At 38.1% G+C, this 21,644-nt stretch carries 16 protein-coding genes; 7 read left to right on the top strand and 9 right to left on the bottom strand.

Going from position 1 to position 21,644, the window contains the following annotated elements; genetic code table 11:
* Positions 1–12 precede the first annotated feature (12 nt).
* From J4051_RS10115 to J4051_RS10085, 7 genes are all read left to right on the top strand, one after another.
* On the top strand, positions 13–861 hold the full coding sequence (locus tag J4051_RS10115) for a PDDEXK family nuclease (protein WP_208233747.1): 849 nt from the start codon (positions 13–15) through the stop codon (positions 859–861).
* Positions 862–1,069: 208 nt separating this feature from the next.
* Positions 1,070–2,527 carry an NAD(P)/FAD-dependent oxidoreductase gene (locus J4051_RS10110; protein ID WP_208233746.1) on the top strand — a complete coding sequence of 486 codons (1,458 nt, stop codon included), beginning with the start codon at positions 1,070–1,072 and terminating at the stop codon, positions 2,525–2,527.
* Between the two features lie 328 nt (positions 2,528–2,855).
* Complete coding sequence (locus J4051_RS10105) at positions 2,856–4,166, top strand: TolC family protein (protein WP_208233745.1); 1,311 nt, start codon at positions 2,856–2,858, stop codon at positions 4,164–4,166.
* A gap of 168 nt (positions 4,167–4,334) precedes the next feature.
* Positions 4,335–5,456, top strand: coding sequence for an efflux RND transporter periplasmic adaptor subunit (locus tag J4051_RS10100; RefSeq protein ID WP_208233744.1), 1,122 nt, complete (start codon positions 4,335–4,337; stop codon positions 5,454–5,456).
* A 112-nt stretch (positions 5,457–5,568) separates the two neighbouring features.
* Positions 5,569–8,763, top strand: coding sequence for an efflux RND transporter permease subunit (locus J4051_RS10095; RefSeq protein ID WP_208233743.1), 3,195 nt, complete (start codon positions 5,569–5,571; stop codon positions 8,761–8,763).
* Between the two features lie 7 nt (positions 8,764–8,770).
* Positions 8,771–9,076 carry a hypothetical protein gene (locus J4051_RS10090; protein ID WP_208233742.1) on the top strand — a complete coding sequence of 102 codons (306 nt, stop codon included), beginning with the start codon at positions 8,771–8,773 and terminating at the stop codon, positions 9,074–9,076.
* Positions 9,077–9,095: 19 nt separating this feature from the next.
* A complete protein-coding gene (locus J4051_RS10085; RefSeq protein WP_208233741.1) occupies positions 9,096–9,302 on the top strand; it encodes a YgaP family membrane protein in 207 nt (68 codons plus the stop codon).
* Between the two features lie 116 nt (positions 9,303–9,418).
* Here the strand turns inward: J4051_RS10085 and J4051_RS10080 are convergent, their stop codons facing one another.
* The 9 genes from J4051_RS10080 to J4051_RS10040 all read right to left on the bottom strand — a co-directional run bounded on the left by J4051_RS10080 (position 9,419) and on the right by J4051_RS10040 (position 21,634).
* Positions 9,419–10,525 carry a mechanosensitive ion channel family protein gene (locus J4051_RS10080; RefSeq protein ID WP_208233740.1) on the bottom strand — a complete coding sequence of 369 codons (1,107 nt, stop codon included), beginning with the start codon at positions 10,523–10,525 and terminating at the stop codon, positions 9,419–9,421.
* 152 nt (positions 10,526–10,677) lie between these two features.
* Positions 10,678–11,988: a Na+/H+ antiporter NhaA gene (nhaA, locus tag J4051_RS10075; RefSeq protein ID WP_208233739.1), complete on the bottom strand. Its 1,311-nt coding sequence runs from the start codon at positions 11,986–11,988 to the stop codon at positions 10,678–10,680.
* A gap of 260 nt (positions 11,989–12,248) precedes the next feature.
* Entirely contained in the window at positions 12,249–13,544 is a 1,296-nt protein-coding gene (locus J4051_RS10070) for an NAD(P)/FAD-dependent oxidoreductase (RefSeq protein ID WP_208233738.1), read from the bottom strand.
* A gap of 106 nt (positions 13,545–13,650) precedes the next feature.
* Positions 13,651–14,397 carry an SDR family NAD(P)-dependent oxidoreductase gene (locus tag J4051_RS10065; RefSeq protein WP_208233737.1) on the bottom strand — a complete coding sequence of 249 codons (747 nt, stop codon included), beginning with the start codon at positions 14,395–14,397 and terminating at the stop codon, positions 13,651–13,653.
* 92 nt (positions 14,398–14,489) lie between these two features.
* A complete protein-coding gene (gene cls / locus J4051_RS10060) occupies positions 14,490–15,941 on the bottom strand; it encodes a cardiolipin synthase (protein ID WP_208233736.1) in 1,452 nt (483 codons plus the stop codon).
* 149 nt (positions 15,942–16,090) lie between these two features.
* The gene (locus J4051_RS10055) at positions 16,091–17,500 is read right to left on the bottom strand and encodes a flavin-containing monooxygenase (protein ID WP_208233735.1); all 1,410 of its coding nucleotides are present in this window, start codon (positions 17,498–17,500) and stop codon (positions 16,091–16,093) included.
* A gap of 298 nt (positions 17,501–17,798) precedes the next feature.
* The gene (locus J4051_RS10050; RefSeq protein WP_208233734.1) at positions 17,799–18,701 is read right to left on the bottom strand and encodes a DMT family transporter; all 903 of its coding nucleotides are present in this window, start codon (positions 18,699–18,701) and stop codon (positions 17,799–17,801) included.
* Positions 18,702–18,938: 237 nt separating this feature from the next.
* Positions 18,939–19,712, bottom strand: a complete 774-nt coding sequence (locus tag J4051_RS10045; RefSeq protein ID WP_208233733.1) for a glucose 1-dehydrogenase — start codon at positions 19,710–19,712, stop codon at positions 18,939–18,941.
* A 176-nt stretch (positions 19,713–19,888) separates the two neighbouring features.
* Positions 19,889–21,634 carry an amidohydrolase gene (locus tag J4051_RS10040; RefSeq protein ID WP_208233732.1) on the bottom strand — a complete coding sequence of 582 codons (1,746 nt, stop codon included), beginning with the start codon at positions 21,632–21,634 and terminating at the stop codon, positions 19,889–19,891.
* Positions 21,635–21,644: the final 10 nt, after the last annotated feature.

Genomic DNA, 21,644 nt, shown 5'->3' with positions numbered 1-21,644 from the left:
CAATAAGAATATATGGAAAAGCAAATTTATATTAAGAAAGGTAATGGAGAGACTGAACTCTTTTCATTTGAAAAATTAAAAAACTCACTTCGATCCTCAGGAGCATCCAACGAAATAGCTGATAGCATTGTAGATAAAATACAAAGAGATATTTATGATGGGATGGCATCAAACGCAATCTACAAAAAAGCCTTTGGCTTATTAAAACAGAAAAATAAAATTTCAGCCTCACGATACAGCTTAAAACGGGCCATTTTCGATTTGGGGCCAACAGGATTTCCTTTTGAGCGTTTAATTGGGGCATTACTGAAAGAAAAAGGTTTTGAAACCAAAGTAGGTGTGATATTAAAAGGTGAATGCGTCACTCATGAAATTGATGTATTGGCTGAAAAAGATGAATATGTATACGCTATTGAATGTAAATTTCACACAGACCCAAGGAATACAAGTAATGTCAGGGTACCTCTGTATATTAATTCTCGATTTTTGGACATACAAGAACAATGGAATAAAGATCCAAAGAACAAAACGCACTTAAAGCAAGGCTGGTTGGTTACCAATACCAGATTTACTGAAGATGCCATTAATTATGCGAAATGTGTTGGTTTAACTTTGTTGAGTTGGGACTACCCGTCAAACAACGGATTAAAGGCAAATATTGACACCTACGCTTTATATCCAATTACTACTTTAACCACTTTATCCAAGAGGGAGAAACATGAACTGATTGCCCATGATATAATTTTGGTCAAAGAATTATTGAATGCTACGGACAAAATGAAAAGTATTGGATTATCTGATTCAAAAATTCAGAAGGTGAAAAATGAAGTCATAAATTTGTGTCGGATCAATTTCAGTTAACCTAAATTTCCTTTCAGATCCTCACATTCGAAATTCCACTATCCCCTATTAAAAATACGATAAGACGTCTTTTGAATAGTAGTTTATTCAATCATACAATACTAAATGTTTTCTTTTTAGCACTTTAAAACACAAGAAGTTAGCCTTATGTAACTCAGGTTACGCTACAAGAATAAAAAGCAGATTATCTTTAGTAAAAATTAAGATCATGGCTAAAATAGTTATTCTTGGTGCAGGTATTTCTGGGCATGTAGCTGCATCTCATTTACGCAGAAAATTGCCGAAAGAGCACGAAGTGGTAGTTGTTTCTCCAAACAGTAATTACCAATGGATTCCGTCCAATATATGGGTAGGAATTGGTAGGATGAAATCTGAAAAAATATTATTTCCATTAGCACCATTATATAAAAGAAAAAACATCGGCTTTAAACAAGCCAAAGCGGTTTCATTCTTTCCTGAAGGTGATATGGCCGAACAAAAACCTTATGTTTTAGCCGAATATGTCGTTGGAGACGAGAAAGGTAAACAAGAAAAGATCACCTATGATTATTTGATTAACGCCACGGGCCCAAAACTGAATTTTGAAGGTACTGAAGGATTAATTCCCGGTCAAAACAAAGCGTATTCCGTCTGTACATACACCCATGCAGATCATGCCTGGGAAGGATTGAATGCTATAATTCAAGAAATGAAACAAGGTAAAAAAGCTAAAATACTCATTGGCACAGGACACGCAAAATCAACCTGTCAAGGTGCTGCTTTTGAGTACATTTTAAATGTCGAAGAAGAATTACGTCGTCATAAAGTACGTGACATGGCCGAAGTCACCTGGATTTCCAACGAATATAAATTAGGTGATTTTGGAATGGATGGAATGCTTTTAAAATACGGAAGCATGACCATGAAATCTCATGAAATGATTGAAATGATCTATGAAGATCGCGGTATCAAATGGATTTTGGGAGCTGCTGTCAATAAAATTGAAGATGGTATTGCACATTACGAAAACCTTGACGGCGAATTCAAGTCTGAAACCTATGATTTTGCCATGCTCATTCCCGCGTTTTCTGGCCATGGTTTTAAAGCTTATGACAAACATGAAAATGACATTACAGAAAAACTGTTTAAAGGTTTTATGATAGTTGATGCCGATTATACCCCAAAACCTTATGAAGAATGGTCGGTTAGGGATTGGCCTGAAACCTATCAAAACCCTACTTATAAAAATATTTTTGCTCCAGGTATTGCTTTTGCTCCCCCGCATAGCATTTCCAAGCCTCGAAAAAGCAAAAACGGAACAGATATAACTCCAGCACCTCCTCGAACAGGAATGCCATCAGGCATCACTGCCAAATTGGTCGCAGATAATATTATCGATAGTATTAAAAATGGCAAAGATTCTTTAAACCATAGAGGCTCCATGGGAAATATGGGTGCTGCCTGTATCGCTTCGGCCGGCTTTGGTCTCACTACAGGAAGTGGGGTCAGCATCACGACATTTCCTATTGTCCCTGATTATGAAAAATATCCAAGAACTCAAGGTAGAGTGATTAATAAAACCTTTGGTGAAATTGGCTTAGCAGGGCATTGGTTAAAATTGTTCTTACATCATGCCTTCATTTATAAAGCAAAAATGAAACCATTTTGGTGGTTGATTCCGGAGTAGGAATTAGTGGGTAGTGGGTAGTGGGTAGTGGGTAGTTTAAAACTTAAAAGCGTAATAAAATGACACAAAGAATTTCAAAATATCAAAGATTTAAAATGAAGAATCCTATCATTCAGTTTTTCAAATTCATTTATTTAAGTTTAAAAATAATGATTATTGTTGCTGGAGGACATGGAGGCACGAGAAAAGTAAATTGATGTGGTTATCAGTTTTTATTGGTTGAAAGTGGAAAAGCACCCTTGAAAAAGGGTGTTTTTTTTGTGGGTAACATAGGTTACTGACCATGATCTTTATCCAACGTATGTTTGTGGCATAAATGATTATACACATGAAAACCAACTTATTCGTATTGATTTTTGCTTTATTCGGTTTCACTTTAATGGTTCAGGGACAGGAAATTGTGCCGATTACAAAATCCGAAGTTTTGAACAAGGTGAGTGAAGATAATACTTCAATAAAAATATCCGAACAGGAATTTATTGAAGCAAGAGCAGACTACCGACAAACCAATGCCGTCTATCTGCCAAACATTACAGCAAGTCATACCGGAATTGCAACCACTAATCCGTTAATGGCATTTGGCTCAAAATTGAATCAGGGCATATTAACACAGAACGATTTTAATCCAGCGTTGTTAAATGACCCTTCGCAAGTTCAGAGTTTTGCTACCAAGCTTGAAATCCAACAACCACTAATCAATTTGGATGGGATCTATCAACGTAAAGCAGCCAAATCTAAAATGGATGCTATGGCTTTAAGAACGGAGAGAACTTCTGACTATTTAGCTTTTGAAGTCGATAAGGCTTATATGCAATTACAACTGGCATATAAAGGTGTGGACGTTTTACAGCAAGCGCTAAATGCCGCCAATGCCAATAAAAAATTAGCGGACAATAGTTTTAAACAAGGTTACCTACAACGTGCCGATGTCCTTAATGTTGAAGTTCGCGTGACCGAAGTCCTCAACCAGTTACAGACGGCAAAAAGTAATGTACAGAACGCCTCTGATTACCTCTCTTTTTTAATGAATGACGAGGCTTACGTGGTTTACATTCCAAGCGATAGTTTAACAATTTCTGTATCAACTATGGAAAACAAAACCATTTCGGAGAACCGTTCTGATATTAAAGCCATGCTCTTGGCCACAGATGCCTACGAGTCTATGAACAAAGCCGATAAAATGGCATTCCTGCCACGATTAAACGCCTTTGGTAGTTATGAGCTGTACGATGATAAAATATTTCAAGGTGGTGCCAATGGCTATTTGTTTGGAGCACAATTGTCCTGGGATCTTTTTCAAGGTTCCAAAAGAATAGGTAAAGCACAAAAGAGTCAGGCAGAATTTGAAAGATCAAAATTAGAATACTCGCAATATGTATCCCAAAGCAATTTAGAATTGAACAAAGCCAGACGAGCGTATTTAGATGCCGAAAACAAACTAAGACTCACCAGTCTTTCATTAGAACAATCTGAAGAATCTTTAAGGATCAGAACCAACAGATTTGAGGAAGGATTAGAAAAAACATCCGATTTACTAATGGCCGAAACCCAATTCGCACAAAAGCAATTGGAATATTATCAAACCATTTTTGAATATAATTACGCGCAAGCTTATTTAGAATTTTTAACCAAAGATTAGTTTGCAGTAGGCAGTAGGCAGTCGCAGTTTTCAGTCAACAGAATCTAAATAACACTTAAATCGTCGGCAGTGGGCAGTTCTCAGTCGGCAGTAAGCAATAAACAACCAACTTGTCCTGCAAGGTTTTAAAAATCGTGTAGGTATCGAATAAAAATAAATTAAAAAAAAATGAAAAAACACATTTTCCTCATAGGCGTCATTACAGCATCTCTAATTATAACAAGTTGCGGTAGAAAAGACCAAAAAGCAGTTGCTGATACCACTCCTGCAATTCCAGTAGTTGTTAATCAAGTAGCAACTAATGGCAGTAATCCATTTTTATCAGTAAGTGGAAAGATTCAAGCCACAAACAGTGCCGATTTGAGCACCAGAATGATGGGTTATGTCAATAGAGTCCACGTGAATGTTGGCGATAAAGTCACTAAAGGCCAATTATTGGTCTCTATAAATAATGCCGATATCCAAGCGAAGCAAGCACAAGTAAACGCAGGTATTACAGAAGCCACGGTCGCTTTTAACAATGCCAAAAAAGATTATAATCGTTTTCAGAGTTTGTTTGCGAGTGCCAGTGCCTCTCAAAAAGAAATGGATGACATGACGGCCAATTATGAAATGGCAAAAGCACGTCTGGAATCTGCCAATCAAATGAAAAATGAAATCAATGCCCAATTTGCTTACACCAATATTACCGCACCCTTTAGCGGAACTGTGACAAGCAAGAACATTGAAACAGGCGATATGGCCAATCCGGGAGTTCCGTTAATCAGTATTGAAACACCTGGAGATTTTGAAGTGATGGCCAGTGTTCCTGAAACAGAAATTTCACAAATAAAAAAGAATACCGAAGTGAGCGTCTTGGTGAAATCTATTAACCAAACGCTGAAAGGTAAAGTGATTGAAGTGAGTTCTTCTGCCAAAAACACAGGAGGCCAATATTTAGTAAAGATCGCTTTAGACAAAACGGAAGCCAATATTCTTTCTGGAATGTTTGTAAGCGTTCAATTTCCAATTGAAAAACAAGCATCCACGGAGTTGGTTTTAATTCCAACCGAAGCCATCATCACAAACGGTCAATTATCAGGGGTTTATACTGTAAGCCAAAGCAACACCGCCATATTACGATGGTTGCGATTAGGTAGAACTTTTGGTGATCAGGTAGAAGTATTATCCGGATTATCATCAGATGAGACTTATATCGTTTCTGCCGAGGGAAAACTTTATAATGGAGCAAAAATAATCCCATCCCCAACCGTTCCCAATGAGAAGAGTGTCGAAAATGAAACAAACTGAACATTATTGTTTAAGTAATCGCAGTTATCAGTTTAAACAATAAAATAAGTATTAACTAAAAAACTATCCCGCAACAGTATTCCCCATTTGGGGGAATTAAAGGGGGCAAATTATGAAAGAAGGTATCGCAGGTAAAATTGCAAAAGTGTTTATACAATCGAAGCTCACAGTGCTTTTGATGATCGTATTTACCGTGGTTGGTGTGTACAGTTCGTTTTTAATTCCGCGTGAAGAAGAACCACAGATTGATGTGCCAATGGCTGATATTTTTGTGGGCTACCCAGGCGCAAGTCCAACGGAGGTCGAATCACGTGTCATCAAGCCTTTAGAGCAATTAATTTCGAATATCAAAGGTGTGGAATATGTTTATTCTACGTCAATGAAAGAACAGGGCATGGTTATCGTGCAGTTTTATGTGGGTGAGGATATTGAGCGCTCGTTTGTAAAATTATACAACGAGATCAATAAGCACATGGATCAAATGCCCGCAGGCGTCACATTTCCACTGGTGAAAACCCGTGCCATTGATGATGTACCGATGTTAGGTTTAACCTTGTGGAGTGAAAATTACGATGATTACCAGTTAGGCCAAATAACACAAGAATTGGAAGCCGAGATTAAAAAGGTAAACGATGTCGCTATCACCCATAAAATCGGTGGAAGAGATCGTCAATTGCGCGTCGTCTTAGATAAAGATAAACTAGCGGCAAGCGGTTTGGATTTCCTTTCGGTTTCTGAAATGATCAAAGCCAACAATAGTCAACTAAGCTCTGGAAGTTTCGATAAAAACGACACGGAGTTTCTTGTAAACACAGGGAAGTTTTTAAAAACGGCTACGGATGTTGAAAACCTCGTCGTTGGCGTACAACAAAATCAGCCAATTTATTTAAAGCAAATTGCAGACATTATCGATGGCCCAGAAGTCCCTCAGAACTATGTGAGTTTGGGCTTTGGTCAAGGCAGTAAGAAAGCTTCGGATTTTAAATCAGAATATCCAGCAGTGACCATTTCCGTTGCGAAACGAAAAGGTGCGGATGCCATGAAAATTGCCGAAGTCATCATTGATAAAGTAGAGCATTTACGCAGCACATTAATTCCAGATGATGTCCATGTCGAAATCACCAGAAACTACGGTGAAACAGCGTCAGAAAAGGTCTCAGAGCTGCTGTGGCACCTGATAGGGTCTATTTTTGCCGTAACACTTGTAGTGATGCTTGCCATGGGCTGGCGTGGTGGATTGGTTGTGTTTTTATCTGTTCCAATCACCTTCGCACTGACCTTGCTGAGCTATTATATGATGGACTACACACTCAACCGAATTACGTTGTTCGCTTTAGTGTTTGTAACAGGAATTGTAGTGGATGACTCCATTATTATTGCAGAAAACATGCATAGGCACTTTAAGATGAAGCGCCTCCCATTTAAACAAGCTGCTTTATACGCCATTAACGAAGTTGGAAACCCAACGATCTTAGCAACATTAACAGTAATCGCCTCTGTTTTACCAATGGCATTTGTATCTGGGTTAATGGGACCTTATATGGCACCTATGCCAATTGGAGCCTCTATTGCCATGATATTATCGCTTTTTGTGGCATTGACCATTACGCCTTATTTGGGCTATATTTTCTTAAGAGAAAAAGACAAGAAAGGGAAAGTTGAAAAAGTTGAAAAACCGTTGGAAGAAACCTTTATTTATAAACTTTATAACAAATTAGAAGGTCCATTATTAGAAAGCACAAGGAAACGTTGGATATTTTTAGCAGGAACATTTGCGGTTTTAATAGGAACAATGTTGCTGTTTTTCACGAATTCGGTGGCTGTAAAAATGTTGCCTTTTGACAACAAGAATGAATTCCAAGTAGTCATTGATATGCCAGCTGGCACTACCTTGGAACGTACTGGAATGGTAGCTCAAGAAATTTCTCAGTATCTATCCACCCGTCCAGAAGTAGTCAATTATCAAAATTATATCGGGACCTCCGCTCCTATTACTTTTAACGGTTTGGTGCGTCATTACGATTTACGTGGGGGCAGCAATATGGCGGATATTCAAGTGAATTTAATTGATAAAAATGATCGTAAAGCGCAAAGTCATGATGTGGCTAAATTGCTACGTCCTGATATTCAGAAAATTGCCGCAAAATTTAATGCCAATGTGAAATTAGTGGAAGTTCCACCAGGACCTCCTGTACTGTCCACCATTGTCGCTGAAGTTTATGGTCCGGATTATGACGAGCAAATAAAGATTGCTGATCATATTCAAGAGATTCTGAGAAACACGGATGATGTCGTAGATATCGATTGGATGGTTGAAGATGATCAAATTGAATACCAGTTTGTTATTAACAAGGAGAAAGCCATGCTATACGGCGTAGCGCCACAGCAAATTACTTATACCATGAATATGGCCTTATCAAACAACGCCATTACTACCTTGTATGATGAAGATGCGAGCAATCAAGTGGGTCTGATATTGGCTTTGGCTGAAAAAGAAAAATCCAGTATTTCGGATATTTCACAGTTGAAAGTCAAGTCCATCCAAGGAAATATGATCCCGATTGCCGATTTGGTGACTATAAATAAAACCATAGCTGCTAAGAGTATTTATCGTAAAAATCAAAAGCGCGTGGTCTATGTATTGGCGGATATGGCTGGCGATTTGGAAAGTCCTGCCTACGCCATTTTAGGCATGGAAGACAAGTTAAAGGAAATCCCTTTACCACAAGGTTATGAACTTAATGAAATGTATTTAGGTCAACCAGATTTTGAAGATAATTATACGGTGAAATGGGATGGCGAATGGCAAATTACCTTAGAAGTATTTAGAGATTTAGGAATTGCCTTTTTAGGTGCCATTATTTTGATCTACATCCTGATTGTTGGTTGGTTCCAAAACTTTAAAGCACCGATTGTCATGATGGTAGCCATTCCGCTATCCTTAATAGGAATTATACTGGGCCACTGGATCATGGGCGCATTTTTCACGGCAACTTCATTTATTGGAATGATTGCTTTGGCTGGAATTATGGTGCGGAACTCGGTCTTATTAATTGACTTCATCAATTTACGGACTGCGGATGGTGTCCCATTGAAACAAGCCGTTATTGAAGCTGGTGCCGTAAGAACGACACCAATCCTTCTAACTGCAGGAACGGTGGTCATAGGTGCCTTTGTGATCCTATTCGACCCGATTTTCCAAGGCTTGGCCATTTCCTTGATGGGCGGAACTATCGTGTCCACTGTGTTGACCTTATTGGTTGTGCCGTTGGTGTACTATATGATAGAAAATAAAAATCATAAATAAGAAAATCATGAAATTAGTAATCGTTACCTCAGTCGAAGAGTTTAGAAAAGATGTTCTAAGGCTCTTCAAAAATGCGAATATTCACAACTTTAGTAGTTCTGATATTGACGGATATAAAAATGGATCGTCTGTTGTAATGACTTCAAGTTGGTTTGCCAGCGAAAAGTTCAGTAATGAGTCGCGTTTATTTTTCTCATTTACAGAGAATGAAAACATTGACGACTTATTCAATGCGATAGCCGACTTCAATTCAAAATTAGAAACCAGCAATGCTGTAAGAGCGGTTGTGGTTCCAATAGAAAGACATATTTAAACTTAAAAAATCAAATAAAATGCTAAACACATATTTTAGAGTTATCGTAGGTACAATGGTATTATTAAGTGTTGTACTCACTGTTTACGTCAATCCAAATTGGATGTGGTTTACAGTATTTATCGGAGTTAATTTAATACAATCGGCATTCACAAAATGGTGCTTATTGGAAACAATTTTGATAAAATTAGGCGTTAAGAAGACTGGGGCCGGTTGTTCTTTATAAAAGAAGAAGTATAAGATTCCAGAGGATACGGACAATTATTACCATCCAATAAGGTCATGCTTTGTTGGTAATAAGGGATGATGATTTAGTTTAGAATAGCATTAGAGCTGTTCACTTTAAATCTCATCCTTTGTCTGCTTCTCCCCGTTATTGTTTACATAGACAGTTCTCGTAGGGAATGCCAATTCAACACCCTCTTTATCAAAGCGTTTTTTGGTACTTTCCAAAACATCGCATTTTAAGGAAAAAGAATCGCTATAATTTCTGGCCCAGGCCCAGGCTCTAATGGTCAATGAAGAATCATTGATTCTGGTCATTGCCGTTCTTATCAATGGTTTGCCATCTTTTTTATCCTTTATGGAACGGTTATCTAGAATTAAAGGATGATTTTCACATTCTTCGCGTAAGATCTGTTTGGCCAAATCAATATCACTTTCGTAAGAAATATTCATTTCTATATGTTCGCAGCACTTCAGTTCACCCAAATCGTAGTTGATCAACTTCTCTTTATTGATGACCGCATTCGGAATCACGATCATCTTATTTTCAAAGTTTCGGATAATGGTATGGCGCAAGGTTATGTCCGTGACCGTTCCTACCATGGTATCACTAACTTTTACAATATCTCCAATTTTAAAAGGCTTAAATGAAATAATAAAAAGTCCGCCTACCAAGTTTGATAATGCTTCTTGAGATGCCACCCCTGCAATAAGAGCGATCACTCCAGCGCCCCCCAAGGCAGTCTGTGCAACACCACGGAGTGATGGGAATGCCATCAAACCAAAAAGTACACCAATAAAGCAAATTATAAAAACGACCACATAACGCAAGAACTTAAAGCTTGTGGGATCATAGCCAAGTAGCGTTTTCTCCTGAATCTTATGTTTAAACCATAAGTTACCGAGGGTTGCCAAGACAATAGTGATTACTGCAACACCTCCCAAATAACCTACCAGTTTAAAATATCCAATTAAGGTTTCATCTTTTTCCCTATCAACAAAAATAAAGCTCAAAGCAATGAGCCCTAAAACAATCCAAAGAACATTTAAGGTCCGTTTTAATATATAAATAGGTTTTTCTGGAGTGCCCAAAAACTTTTGAGCTTCTTTTTTCATCAACCACTTATTTAAAATATTGGTGATGATATGAAGTACGATTACAATCGCAATAACGCTGGCTCCATAGATGAAAGGTGACTTGTATGTTTCGAAAAATTCGGTCATGAAAAGCTCATTCTAAAATTGGAAGACATGCTACAGGGTCATTTAAAAACTCTACATAATTCCAAGAATCACTATTATTCCGCTGCTTATTTGATAATGAAAAATTATTCTAAAACCTCAACGCTTTGCCTTTCTTGTCAATATTGATGATTTTAGGGCAATTGTGGGGGCTTTTTAGTCGCCATCTTTAGAAGGGTATAACCGATAATAGCTGAAATAAATGATCCTATGAGAATACCAATCTTGGCCGAATCGATATATTCAGGATGGGTGACAAAAGCTAAACTTGCAATGAAAATAGCCATCGTAAATCCAATTCCAGCTAAAAATGAAACACCTATGATCTGTTTGAAGTTTATGTCACTAGGTACTTCTATGATTTTAATCTTTTTGGCCAACAACACAAAAGTTGTTACACCAACACTTTTTCCAACAATTAAAGCTAAGACAATGTTTATTACTAATGCTGTATCCAATTCTACTGAACTATCTATCATTACCCCTGCATTGGCAAGTGCAAAAATTGGAATTATAAAATAGGCGACCCAACCATGCAAACTGCGCTCTAAATTTTGTAAAGGCGACCTAAATTTTGCTGTCCAATCTTGTAAATCGTTGATGTTTTCCAATTGTTCATTTGAAAGTATCGGTTGCTGTAGGACAATCGAATTTTTAATATCCTTATAAACAATATTTAAATGTTGTAAGAATGTGGAAGTATCTATCTTTTGTCTGATAGGCACAGAAAAGGCCAACATAATACCAGCGACTGTAGGATGTATGCCGGCAAAGTAGAACAAGAACCAAATAGCTACGCCTAAGATCAGCATGGTGTATTTCGAATAGTAGCCTTTATAAGAAATTAGGTATAAAACACCCAATAAGAGAAGGGCGATCAATAAAAGTGTTGTATTAATGCTTCCACTATAAAACAGAGCAATGACCAATACAGCTCCAATATCGTCCACAATGGCAAAAGCTGTAAGGAATATTTTTAAGCTTAAAGGGACACGTTTCCCAATAACATTCAGGATGGCCAAGGAAAAGGCAATATCTGTTGCCATAGGAATACCCCAACCTTTTACCGTTTCAGGATTTTGATTCAACAAGAGGAATAGCCCTACCGGAATCACCATGCCGCCCAATGCACCAACGAGCGGAAAGGCTATTTTTTTGGTTGTGTTCAATTCACCAATGACTAATTCACGTTTGATTTCCAATCCAATCAAAAAGAAGAATATTGCCATCAAACCATCATTAACCCATAAGACAGCGGGAAGTGAAAATTCAAAAGATTTGGTAATAATACCAATATCATATTGCCAAATTTCTCGGTAAGACTCACCAAAAGGTGAGTTTGCCCATGCAAGAGCTATAATAGTGGCAATCATCAATAAGATACCACTAAAACTTTCAATTTTAACAAATTTCTGAAGTGGGGTAACGATTAGTTTTTTTATCATCGACGTGAAATAGACTTTGTATGTGTATTGTAATTCAAAGATACACTTTCAATGTAAAAAAGCTAAATAACGGGAATCGATTTTTGTAAAAATTTTGTTTTCGCTGTATTATTAACAAAAACATCAAACATTTGACACTTTTGGTTAGAAATTCTCAAGCAAATATTAAGACATCTCACAACTAAAGACCATTTTAAACCTATTATCCCCTTCTTCATGTTATTATTCGCTAACAGAATATAGAATGCAACCAAAGGAATTTACGTTTCACTTTTGTTCGACAAAGGTGCATCTTTTGGGAATTTTCCAATCATGATCCCTTGAGATTGGCCTTTGCCCAAGTAGGCATTGAACCAATTCCAAAATGTTCTAAACCGGTTTCGATAACTTACCAAGAGTAATAAATGGACAAATAACCAAGAAAACCATGCCAACCAACCTGTAAGTGTGACTTTTGGAAAGGTCATATCAGCCACCGCCTTTTGATCACCAATAATAGCCATTGCGCCTTTATCATTGTACTTAAATGGTTTCAATTTGTTGTTGTTTGCCATGGCAATAAAATTATTCGCCAAAGTCTTTCCATGTTGCTGTGCCACGCTTCCCAACTGTGGATGTCCATTAGGAAAATTGAGGTCGGTAGTTTGAATGCAGGTATCGCCAATGGCATAGATACCATCACAATGTTCAATTTTATTGAAAGCATCAACACGAATACGAACGGTCTCATCGTAACAATCTTCTGGAAGTCCTTTATATTTCATTGCCGTCACACCTGCCGTCCAGATCAAGGTTTTGGTTTCGATTGTATCGCCATCCTTAAAGAAGACTCTATCTTCCTTAAAATCGGAAACCATTTTATTCAACTTCACAATGACGCCCAGCTTCTTTAGGATTTTGAGAGTATATTTTTGCGATTTCTCACTCATTGGTGGCAATACCGTTGGTGCACCATCTACCAAATAGATATTTAACCGTTCACTTTCTAATTCGGGATAAATTTCCTTAAGTTTTCGCTTGCGCATTTCGGCAATCATCCCCGCAATCTCAACTCCAGAAGGTCCAGCGCCAGAAATCACAATATTTCGCATTTTACGCTTTTCATCCTCATCAGTACAATAGGTGTACTTTTCACCTTCCATAAGGAGATAGTTTCTCAATTTTATGGCATCATTGACCGTTTTCATTGGCAACGCATTTTTTTCGATATTCTTCATACCAAAATAATTGCTCTCTGTACCAGTGGCGAGAACCAATGCATCGTAGTGAACTTCTCCCGTGGAGAGTTTGACTTTTTTCTGCTCAGGAAGGATTTCTTCCAATTCGCCAATCCTAAAAAACAAATTTTTATTACCAATAAAAAGTGTCCGGAATGGAATGGAGATACTTGAAATATCCAACATCCCTGTAGAGACTTGGTACAATAAAGGTGGAAAAAAATTGTAATTATTCCGATCCACCAAAGTGACTCTCAATCCCTTTTTATTTCCCAATTGCTTAGCCAAATTCACTCCCGCAAATCCACCTCCTATTATGACAATATGTTTTTCTTGCATGTTTTTTGGTTTTTTTGATGTTTAACTTAAGAAACACAAATGCTTGAAAAGCTAAAAAAATCAAAGGTCTAATGCGTGTCACCCCCTCTCATTTGTCCCTGACTTACTATGTCAATTTAATGTCACCACCATCGGCCATAAGTGTTTGTCCAGTCATATACTGACTGTCGTCGCTTAAAAGAAATGCAACTACAGGGGCAATATCCTTCTGTGGGTCGCCAAAACGGTTCATCGGATTTTTACCAGCTACTTCCTCATATTGTTTAGGATGGGCTTCTTTCCATTGGGCAACACCTTCGGTAAATGCCAATGGACATACAATATTAACCCGTATGCCATCTCCCGCCCACTCGTTGGCGGCCACACGCGATAATCCGCGGATAGCTTCTTTGGCGGCTGCATAACTTGCTTGATTTTTTTGCCCCAACAATGCGGCACCAGATCCGAAATTGACGATGGCGCCTTTCGTTTTTTTAAGCTCAGGATAGGCAGCTTTCATAAAGTTCAAGGTACCGGACAATCCAGTATCCATAGAAAGCGCCCAATCTTCTACAGTTAATTCCATCAAAGGCTTTTGTCTCGATGCGTGTGCATTATTAACCAATCCGGTCAACTTCCCGAACTTTGAAATCGCCATTTTAACAGCTTCCTTAGCCACGGATTCTTTAGAGATATCGCCTTTTAAAAATACAATCTGCTCTGGATTTGACCTTTCCTTTTCCTTGCCTGCCCTTTCATTGAGGTCTACAGCTACAATGCAGGCCCCTCTTTCTGTCAAAACCGTCGTGATTGCTCCTCCTATTCCTGCTGCTCCGCCGGTAACTATGACGACGTGATCTTTTAAATTTTTCATATTTTTTATTTATTTGTTTTTAAAGATTTTATTCACTCTAAATTTTAAACATCTAATTCAAGGGAATAATACATATAAAAACTTACGAGTTTTTAGAGAAACGGCGATAATAAACGCACCATTCTTTCCCACAATTTCATGTATTTGGGACGGCTGAGCCATTGTTCCGCATCGATAAGTTCTGAATCCTTCAAATCCTCCTCAAATACTGCAGTGAGTTGTTTTGTGATTTCTTTACTGTACACCATGGCATTGACTTCAAAATTGAGGTCAAAACTTCTGTAATCCATATTTGCCGACCCAACGATCGCTAAATTATCATCAATAACCATAGTTTTTGCGTGAATAAAGCCTTTGTTGTATTTATATATTTTAGCGCCAAATTGAAGCAACTCCGTATAATAGGCTCTTGCTGCGGCATCAACCATTTTGGAATCGGATATTCCCGGAATTATAATTTTGACGTCCAATCCGCTCTGAACGGCTATAATCAACACATCCATTAAACTTTCACCAGGAATAAAATACGGACTTGCGATATAAATTTTTTTCTTTGCAGAACCAATAGCCTCCAATAATGAATAGAAAATTACTGGCTGAGGACTATCTGGTCCTGAGGCGGCTATCTGTACAACATCATTGTCTATAGTCTCATGTTTGGTTTGGTCTGGAAAATAAACCTTACTATAGTCAAAACGTGTTGGGCTACAAAAATTCCAATCGCACAAAAATAAATACTGTAAATAAGCTGTGGCTTGACCTTCAATCATCAAATGGGTGTCACGCCAATATAAATGATTTTCTTTCTTAAAATCGTTTCTGTATCGGTCACTCATATTGATGCCGCCAATAAATCCAATGGTGCCATCAATAATAATGATTTTTCGGTGATTCCGATAATTGAGCCGGTTGGCAAAAGCGTACCAGATGATCTTATAAAAAGGAATGGTTTGAACTCCAGCATCCTCCAGTTTTTTGATGAATGACTTTCCGAGACGACTGCCAAAATCATCATACATAAATCGGACCTCAACGCCCTCTTGCGCTTTTCTGATCAAGACGTCTGCGACAGAATTTCCCGTGATATCGTCTTCATAAATATAATATTCTATATGAATGTGCGATTTGGCGCTTTCTAAAGCTTTTAATAATTCAGGAAATTTTTCTTCGCCATTGACAAGTAGTTTCACTTTGTTGTTTGCCGTTAACGGACTGAATCCCGAACGAAGGATAAACTCTGATAGGTTCTGATACTCTGAAGCTACCAAACCTGAATTGCTTATCGATTCGGAATAGAAGTTCATTCTCTCCTTAATGCTTTTCCGAAAAGGCTCGTCGTCAACAATCTTTTTGGAATAGAGTTTTCGTTTTCGGTAATTGATTCCTACCGTAAAATAAAAAATCATTCCAATGAACGGAACGAATATAATAAAAAGGATATATGCCAATGCTTTTGTACTACTTCGTGTATCAAGCAGCACTCTTAAAATAACGAAAATCACCAAAAGTGCGTAGGCAATTTCTGCGAGTATAATCCAATTCATATTGAAAGCCAGCGTTTATTTGGTTAAATTAAGATATTTTTTCTATCATAAAGTGGATCACTGTAAAAAAAAGACCTCACAGTTCCGAAATATTCGGCAGCCGGTGAGGTCTAAATATTATAAATTAAACGTCCTAAAGTTAAGTGAGCTTAAACAGGTTGCTTCCCAACAACTTCCTCTAAAGCCTCTTCACTTTCTTCCTGATATAAATACCGCTCCTTGCTGTCATCCAATTCATCCATCCATTCTGTATGGTGGGTTTCTGCCATAGTACCTGTTACCACACTTTTAAAGGTTTTGTCACGGTAAGTTAAAATATTTTCATCCTTATCTTTAAGCCATTCCTTAAACATCACGCCAACTTCATCCACGTTGAAATCTGGATAATCTGAGAGGCTCAGTAAATCTTTGATATATGCACCTTGAAAATCGACATGATCAAAACTGTTTTCCAATTTTTCATTGGCTTCTAACCATCGGTCAATATCCACACGTCGCTCTCTTTTTGAAGGCATCTCCAATTTGTCCATCATATAATCTCTTGCCACCCAAGCCTGGGCATCAAACATATTAAATGTGTAATATTGATCTTGCATGCCTAAAAAAATCAGCTTCGGAAGATTGTTATAAAAAACTCCTTTATACAAATGATCTGGATAGAGATTATTTTTCGTTTTTAATCGAAATTCATCCGGTAAGAATGGAAATTTATGCTGGTAACCCGTACACATAATTACAGCATCGTACCTTTCGGAGGTACCATCTTTAAAATGCGCGATATCATCTTCAAAATGTGTCAATAATGGTACTTCTTTAATACTCTCCGGCCAATTGACGCCAATAGGATTGCTCCTATAGCTCAACGTCACGGATTTCGCACCGTGTTTGTGGCATTGTACACCAATATCTTCAGCAGAATAGCTGCTTCCAATAATTAAGATGTCTTGATCTTTATAAGGGTCAGCGCCTCTAAAATCATGAGCGTGCATGACTTGACCAGGAAACTGCTCAATGCCTTTAAAATAAGGCATATTTGGCGTCGAAAAATGCCCGGAAGCCACCACGAGATAATCAAATTCTTCAGTGTAGGTTTTATCAATTTTCAGATCGTCAAAAACAACCTCAAATTTTTCGGTTTCATCATTATAATTCACCCAACGCGCGGTGGTGTCAAAACGGATATAATCACGAATTTTATTCTTTTTGATCCGTCCTTGGATATAATCAAACAAGACGGGTCTCGGTGGGTAGGATGAGATGGGTTTTTTGAAATGCTCATCAAATGAATAATCCGAAAACTCCAAACACTCTTTCGGACCGTTAGACCATAAGTATTTGTACATGCTGCCGTGGATTGGCTCACCATATTTCCCTACGCCTGTGCGCCAAGAATAGTTCCACATGCCTCCCCAGTTACTTTGTTTCTCAAAGCACACTACTTCCGGCACTTCTAATCCTGCATGTTTTGCGGCTTCAAAAGCTCTCAATTGTGCCAAGCCACTTGGACCAGCACCAATGATTCCTACGCGCTTTTTGGTCGTCTTACGTTTGTTATTCATATATATTTATAGGTTTTGCATCTGTAAATGGATTCTTACTCCAAGAATCATCGACAGACAATTATTAATTCGATTCAATGATAAAAGCTGCGGTCTGCAGCAAAAAAAAACAACGCAAACCTCCTATGAATCAAGGAGCAAAACTTAAGTTTTGGCGTTATTTTCTCGATTCGGATAATATAGTAAATTTTGAGTGTTTTAACAAATCCACGACCATAAAGAATTCATAAAACTTGAATTCTTTTTCACAAGAAGAAGAAGATGTTAAACTATCGAAATACCATAACCTTCAGACTGACTATTTGGGTGGCGGCAAATAGGGATTTATTTTCTTTTCACGAATGAGATAGATGCCTATAGCGATTAGAACAGCGCCAATGAGATACCAAAATGTAAATTTCTCGCCATCCAAAACGCCCCAGATTACGGCTACAATAGGCAAAACATAACTCACGGAACTCGCAAAAACAGGAGATGTATTTTGAATGAGTTTGTAGTATAGAGACATAGCCACAGCGGTCCCAAAAATGCTTAAAAATCCGAGATAACCCATGGCTTCCGTCCTTTCAGAGTTCCATTCAAAATTTTGAAACAGGTTCGTAAAAAACAATATGACCAAAGAAGGAAAAGCCCAAAACGTAAATACGGCGGCAGTTAATTTGATGGAAGAGAGATTGGGGATTTTTTCCTTTATCAACAAGGCGTTGATCCCATAAGAAGCACCTGCCAACACGACAATCATGGCGTACCAAAATTGGGAACTATCGGTATTGACCTCAGAAAAATAGATAAGACTTGCTGCGCCTAAAAAACCTATGACCGCACCCAGCACTTGAGACCATCTGCTTTTTATTCCGAAAAACAGAAACCCAAAGGCTAAGACAAACATCGGAAACAAGGCGTCTAAAATTCCTGCTAATGAGCTGCTCACTTTCTGTTGGGCTATTGGAAATAGAAACATAGGTAAAAAATTCCCGAAGAACCCTGCAACAATCACCCAAAACAATGTTTTGCGAGGCATTTTAAAAATGGCAGGAAGACCAATAAAACCAAGTAAAAGACCAGAAATTGCCACTCGAATAGCGCCAATCTCATAAGGCGAAAATCCGAGTAAAGACTTTTTAACCAAAATAAAGGAACTTCCCCAAGTGAGGGAAATTACGATGAATAAAAACCATCGATTATTTAATAATTTAGCCATTGGTTGCGAAGTTTTATATCTGCTATTTGTAATTTCACATTATTCGTGGTACGTGCTTAAGCTTTTATTTAGTTCTATGATAAAAATGCCCATCACTTGCGAACCAATCGCTAAGAAAATAGATTATCACTAAAAATCACAGTCGAAAATCATAAAGCAGAAATCTCTACAATTTTCGACCGCGGCAAATATAAGTAGGTTTTAAAATTGACTGTGCATCAATCTTATTTAAATTGATTATTCCAAAGTTTGCTCGCCACCACCATTCACAAAAAGTGTTTGACCACTCACCCATTCCGAAATTGGCGCAGCAAAATATAACATCGCACCAGCAATATCATCGGCAGTTCCCAAACGTTTGATTGGTGTATGCTTCAACATGGTGGCTTCAATTTCTGGTGTCAGCACACTTTCTAAAGCCGCTGTCCGAGTTGCTCCTGGTCCAACGGCATTGATGCGTACTTCAGGCCCAAAATCATGGGCTAAGTTGGCAACGGTATGATTGACTGCTGCCTTCGATCCGCCATAACCACTCATGTTTGGGCTTCTATTGATACTCGACATCGATGTTGTAAAAATAATAGAGCCATAACCTTCTTTTTTCATGTGTGGCACTGCCAATTGGCATAACCTCCAACCACTGAATACATTGAGTTCATAATCGCGTTTGATATCGTCAACAGAAATTTTGAACGGATTTTCACGTCCGCCACCACCACCGCCAGCATTATTTATCAAAATGTGGATGCCGCCCAATTCCTTTACCGTGGTATCTATTAGATTGACTAAATCGTCATCCTTTAGAACATTACAAGACACTGCAATCGCTTTGACTCCCAGGGCTTCAATTTCTTTAGCTGTTTTTTGGGCATCTTCCAAATTGAAATCGCCAATGGATATATTTGCACCGTGTTTTGCTAACAACAACGCTGTTGCTTTTCCTATTCCATTTGCCCCGCCTGTGACTATCGCGGTTTTTCCTTTTAAGTCAAATAATTTTGATATCTCCAATGTTTAATTATTTATTGTTATTGTTATTATTTATTGGGGTTAATGATATTAGTTTTCAGCCTGCAAGGTTTTCATTCCTGCAAGGTTTTCAAAACCTTGTAGGTCTGTTTTTGTATCTTTATTATTCTTGTTTACCGATCAGTTTCAATGAAAAAACTAAGAACATTATTGAAACGCTACTTTGAAGCGATATTCAATTTCCTTTTAAACACCGTCTTTCCTTCTTTGATCGTTTCCAAAACCTGAATGTTTTTGATGTCCATAGGTTCCACTTTTAGAGGATTTTTATCCAAAATCACAAAATCCGCCAATTTACCTTCAGATAAAGAACCTTTTAAGTCCTCTTCAAAATACTCATAAGCGGCGTTGCTTGTAATGGCTTGTATTGCCAAGTACGGCGTTGTTCTCTCGGCGTCGCCAATAACAGCACCTGAACGTGACACACGATTTACCGCAGACCAAATCGTGAAAAGCGGATCGATTGGCGTTACCGTCGCATCAGAATGATTTGTAGGCTTTAATCCTAATTTCTTGGCGGAAACCATCGGACTTAAGAAATGTGCTCTTTCTTTTCCTAAATTTTCTACGTGGACATCGCCCCAAAAGAACGCGTGATTGGTGAAAAATGACGGTTCCATGTTGTATTTTACAAATGTTTTCAATTGGTCCGGACGCGCAAACTGAGCATGAATGATAATCGTCCTTCGGTCTTTATCCAAAGCTTGGTTTAATTGTTTACAGGCATTTTCATGTGCTTCAATAATCATATCCACCGTGGCATCGCCATTACAATGAATAAATAATTGGTTTTCATTTTCATAAGCGATAAGAAACAAGGTGTTTATAGTTTCCTGAGTTAAACTTGGCAAACCTCTACAATCGACTTGGCAACCAGGCACTTCGGTTAGAAACGGCTCGGTGAAAAATGCCGTCTTTCCTTGAGGAGAACCGTCGGCTACGATTTTTGTGCCCTGAACTTTAAATCCGTTTTTGTAGTTTTTGAAATGCAGAGTACTGTCTTTAACATTGCTATCCAATTCCGCATAACCTGCCAGTGAAACCAAATCGATATTTAATTTTCCCGCATCGGCTTGCGATTGAAAAAACCGAATGGTATTTCTATCGGTCATACCATCTTGCGCCGTAGTGATCCCATTGGACGCATAGTACTCTTGCGTCGTATCAAAATAGGTTGCCTGATCCTTCGCCAGGATCTCAAGCATATTGCCTACAAAAGGATACATGGCAGTCTCTTGCACCAATCCTGTCGGTTCTTTTGAATTGGGAAAACGCTCGATGTTGCCACCTTCCGGACTTTTGCTTTCTGAGTTGACATTCAGTTTTTCGAGTGCCAAAGTGTTCGCAACGCCCATGTGTCCGCTGGTATGTTGTAAATACACAGGATTGTTTGGCAATACTTTATCGATGTCTCTTTTGGTAGGATGGCGTTTTTCGGCTAACTCTCCATCATCGTAACCCCAACCAAAAATCCATTCGCCGTCTGGAATGTTGCGCTCTTCCTTGAACGTTTCTAATTTCTTTAAAATATCTTCAATATTGACCACCGTTCCCACGGGTTGTGGGTTAAGATCAACCTGCCCCATCGTATTGGAAACCATCCCAAAATGACTGTGTGGATCGATAAATCCTGGTAATAAAGTCTTTCCGTTAAGGTCTATTTTCTTGGCATTTTCATATTTTGATTCGGCATCTTTCTGACTTCCAACAAAAACAATCTTGCCGTTCTCCTCAACTACAGCCTCTGCATATTCTGCCTGATCCGATGCCATTGTAATGATATCGCCATTATAGAATAGTTGAGAAATTTCAGAGGAATTTTTATCACTGACATCCGTTTTTTCACTGTCTTTACAGTTAAAAAATAAGGTCAGCACTAAAACAATGCAAATGGATGGTTTCATATATGATGTC

Source organism: Gelidibacter pelagius, assembly GCF_017581925.1.
In the GTDB taxonomy this organism is placed as follows: Bacteria; Bacteroidota; Bacteroidia; order Flavobacteriales; family Flavobacteriaceae; genus Gelidibacter; species Gelidibacter pelagius.
The sequence above is the reverse complement of the archived record's forward strand: the minus strand, read 5'-3'. Positions and strand labels throughout refer to the sequence as shown.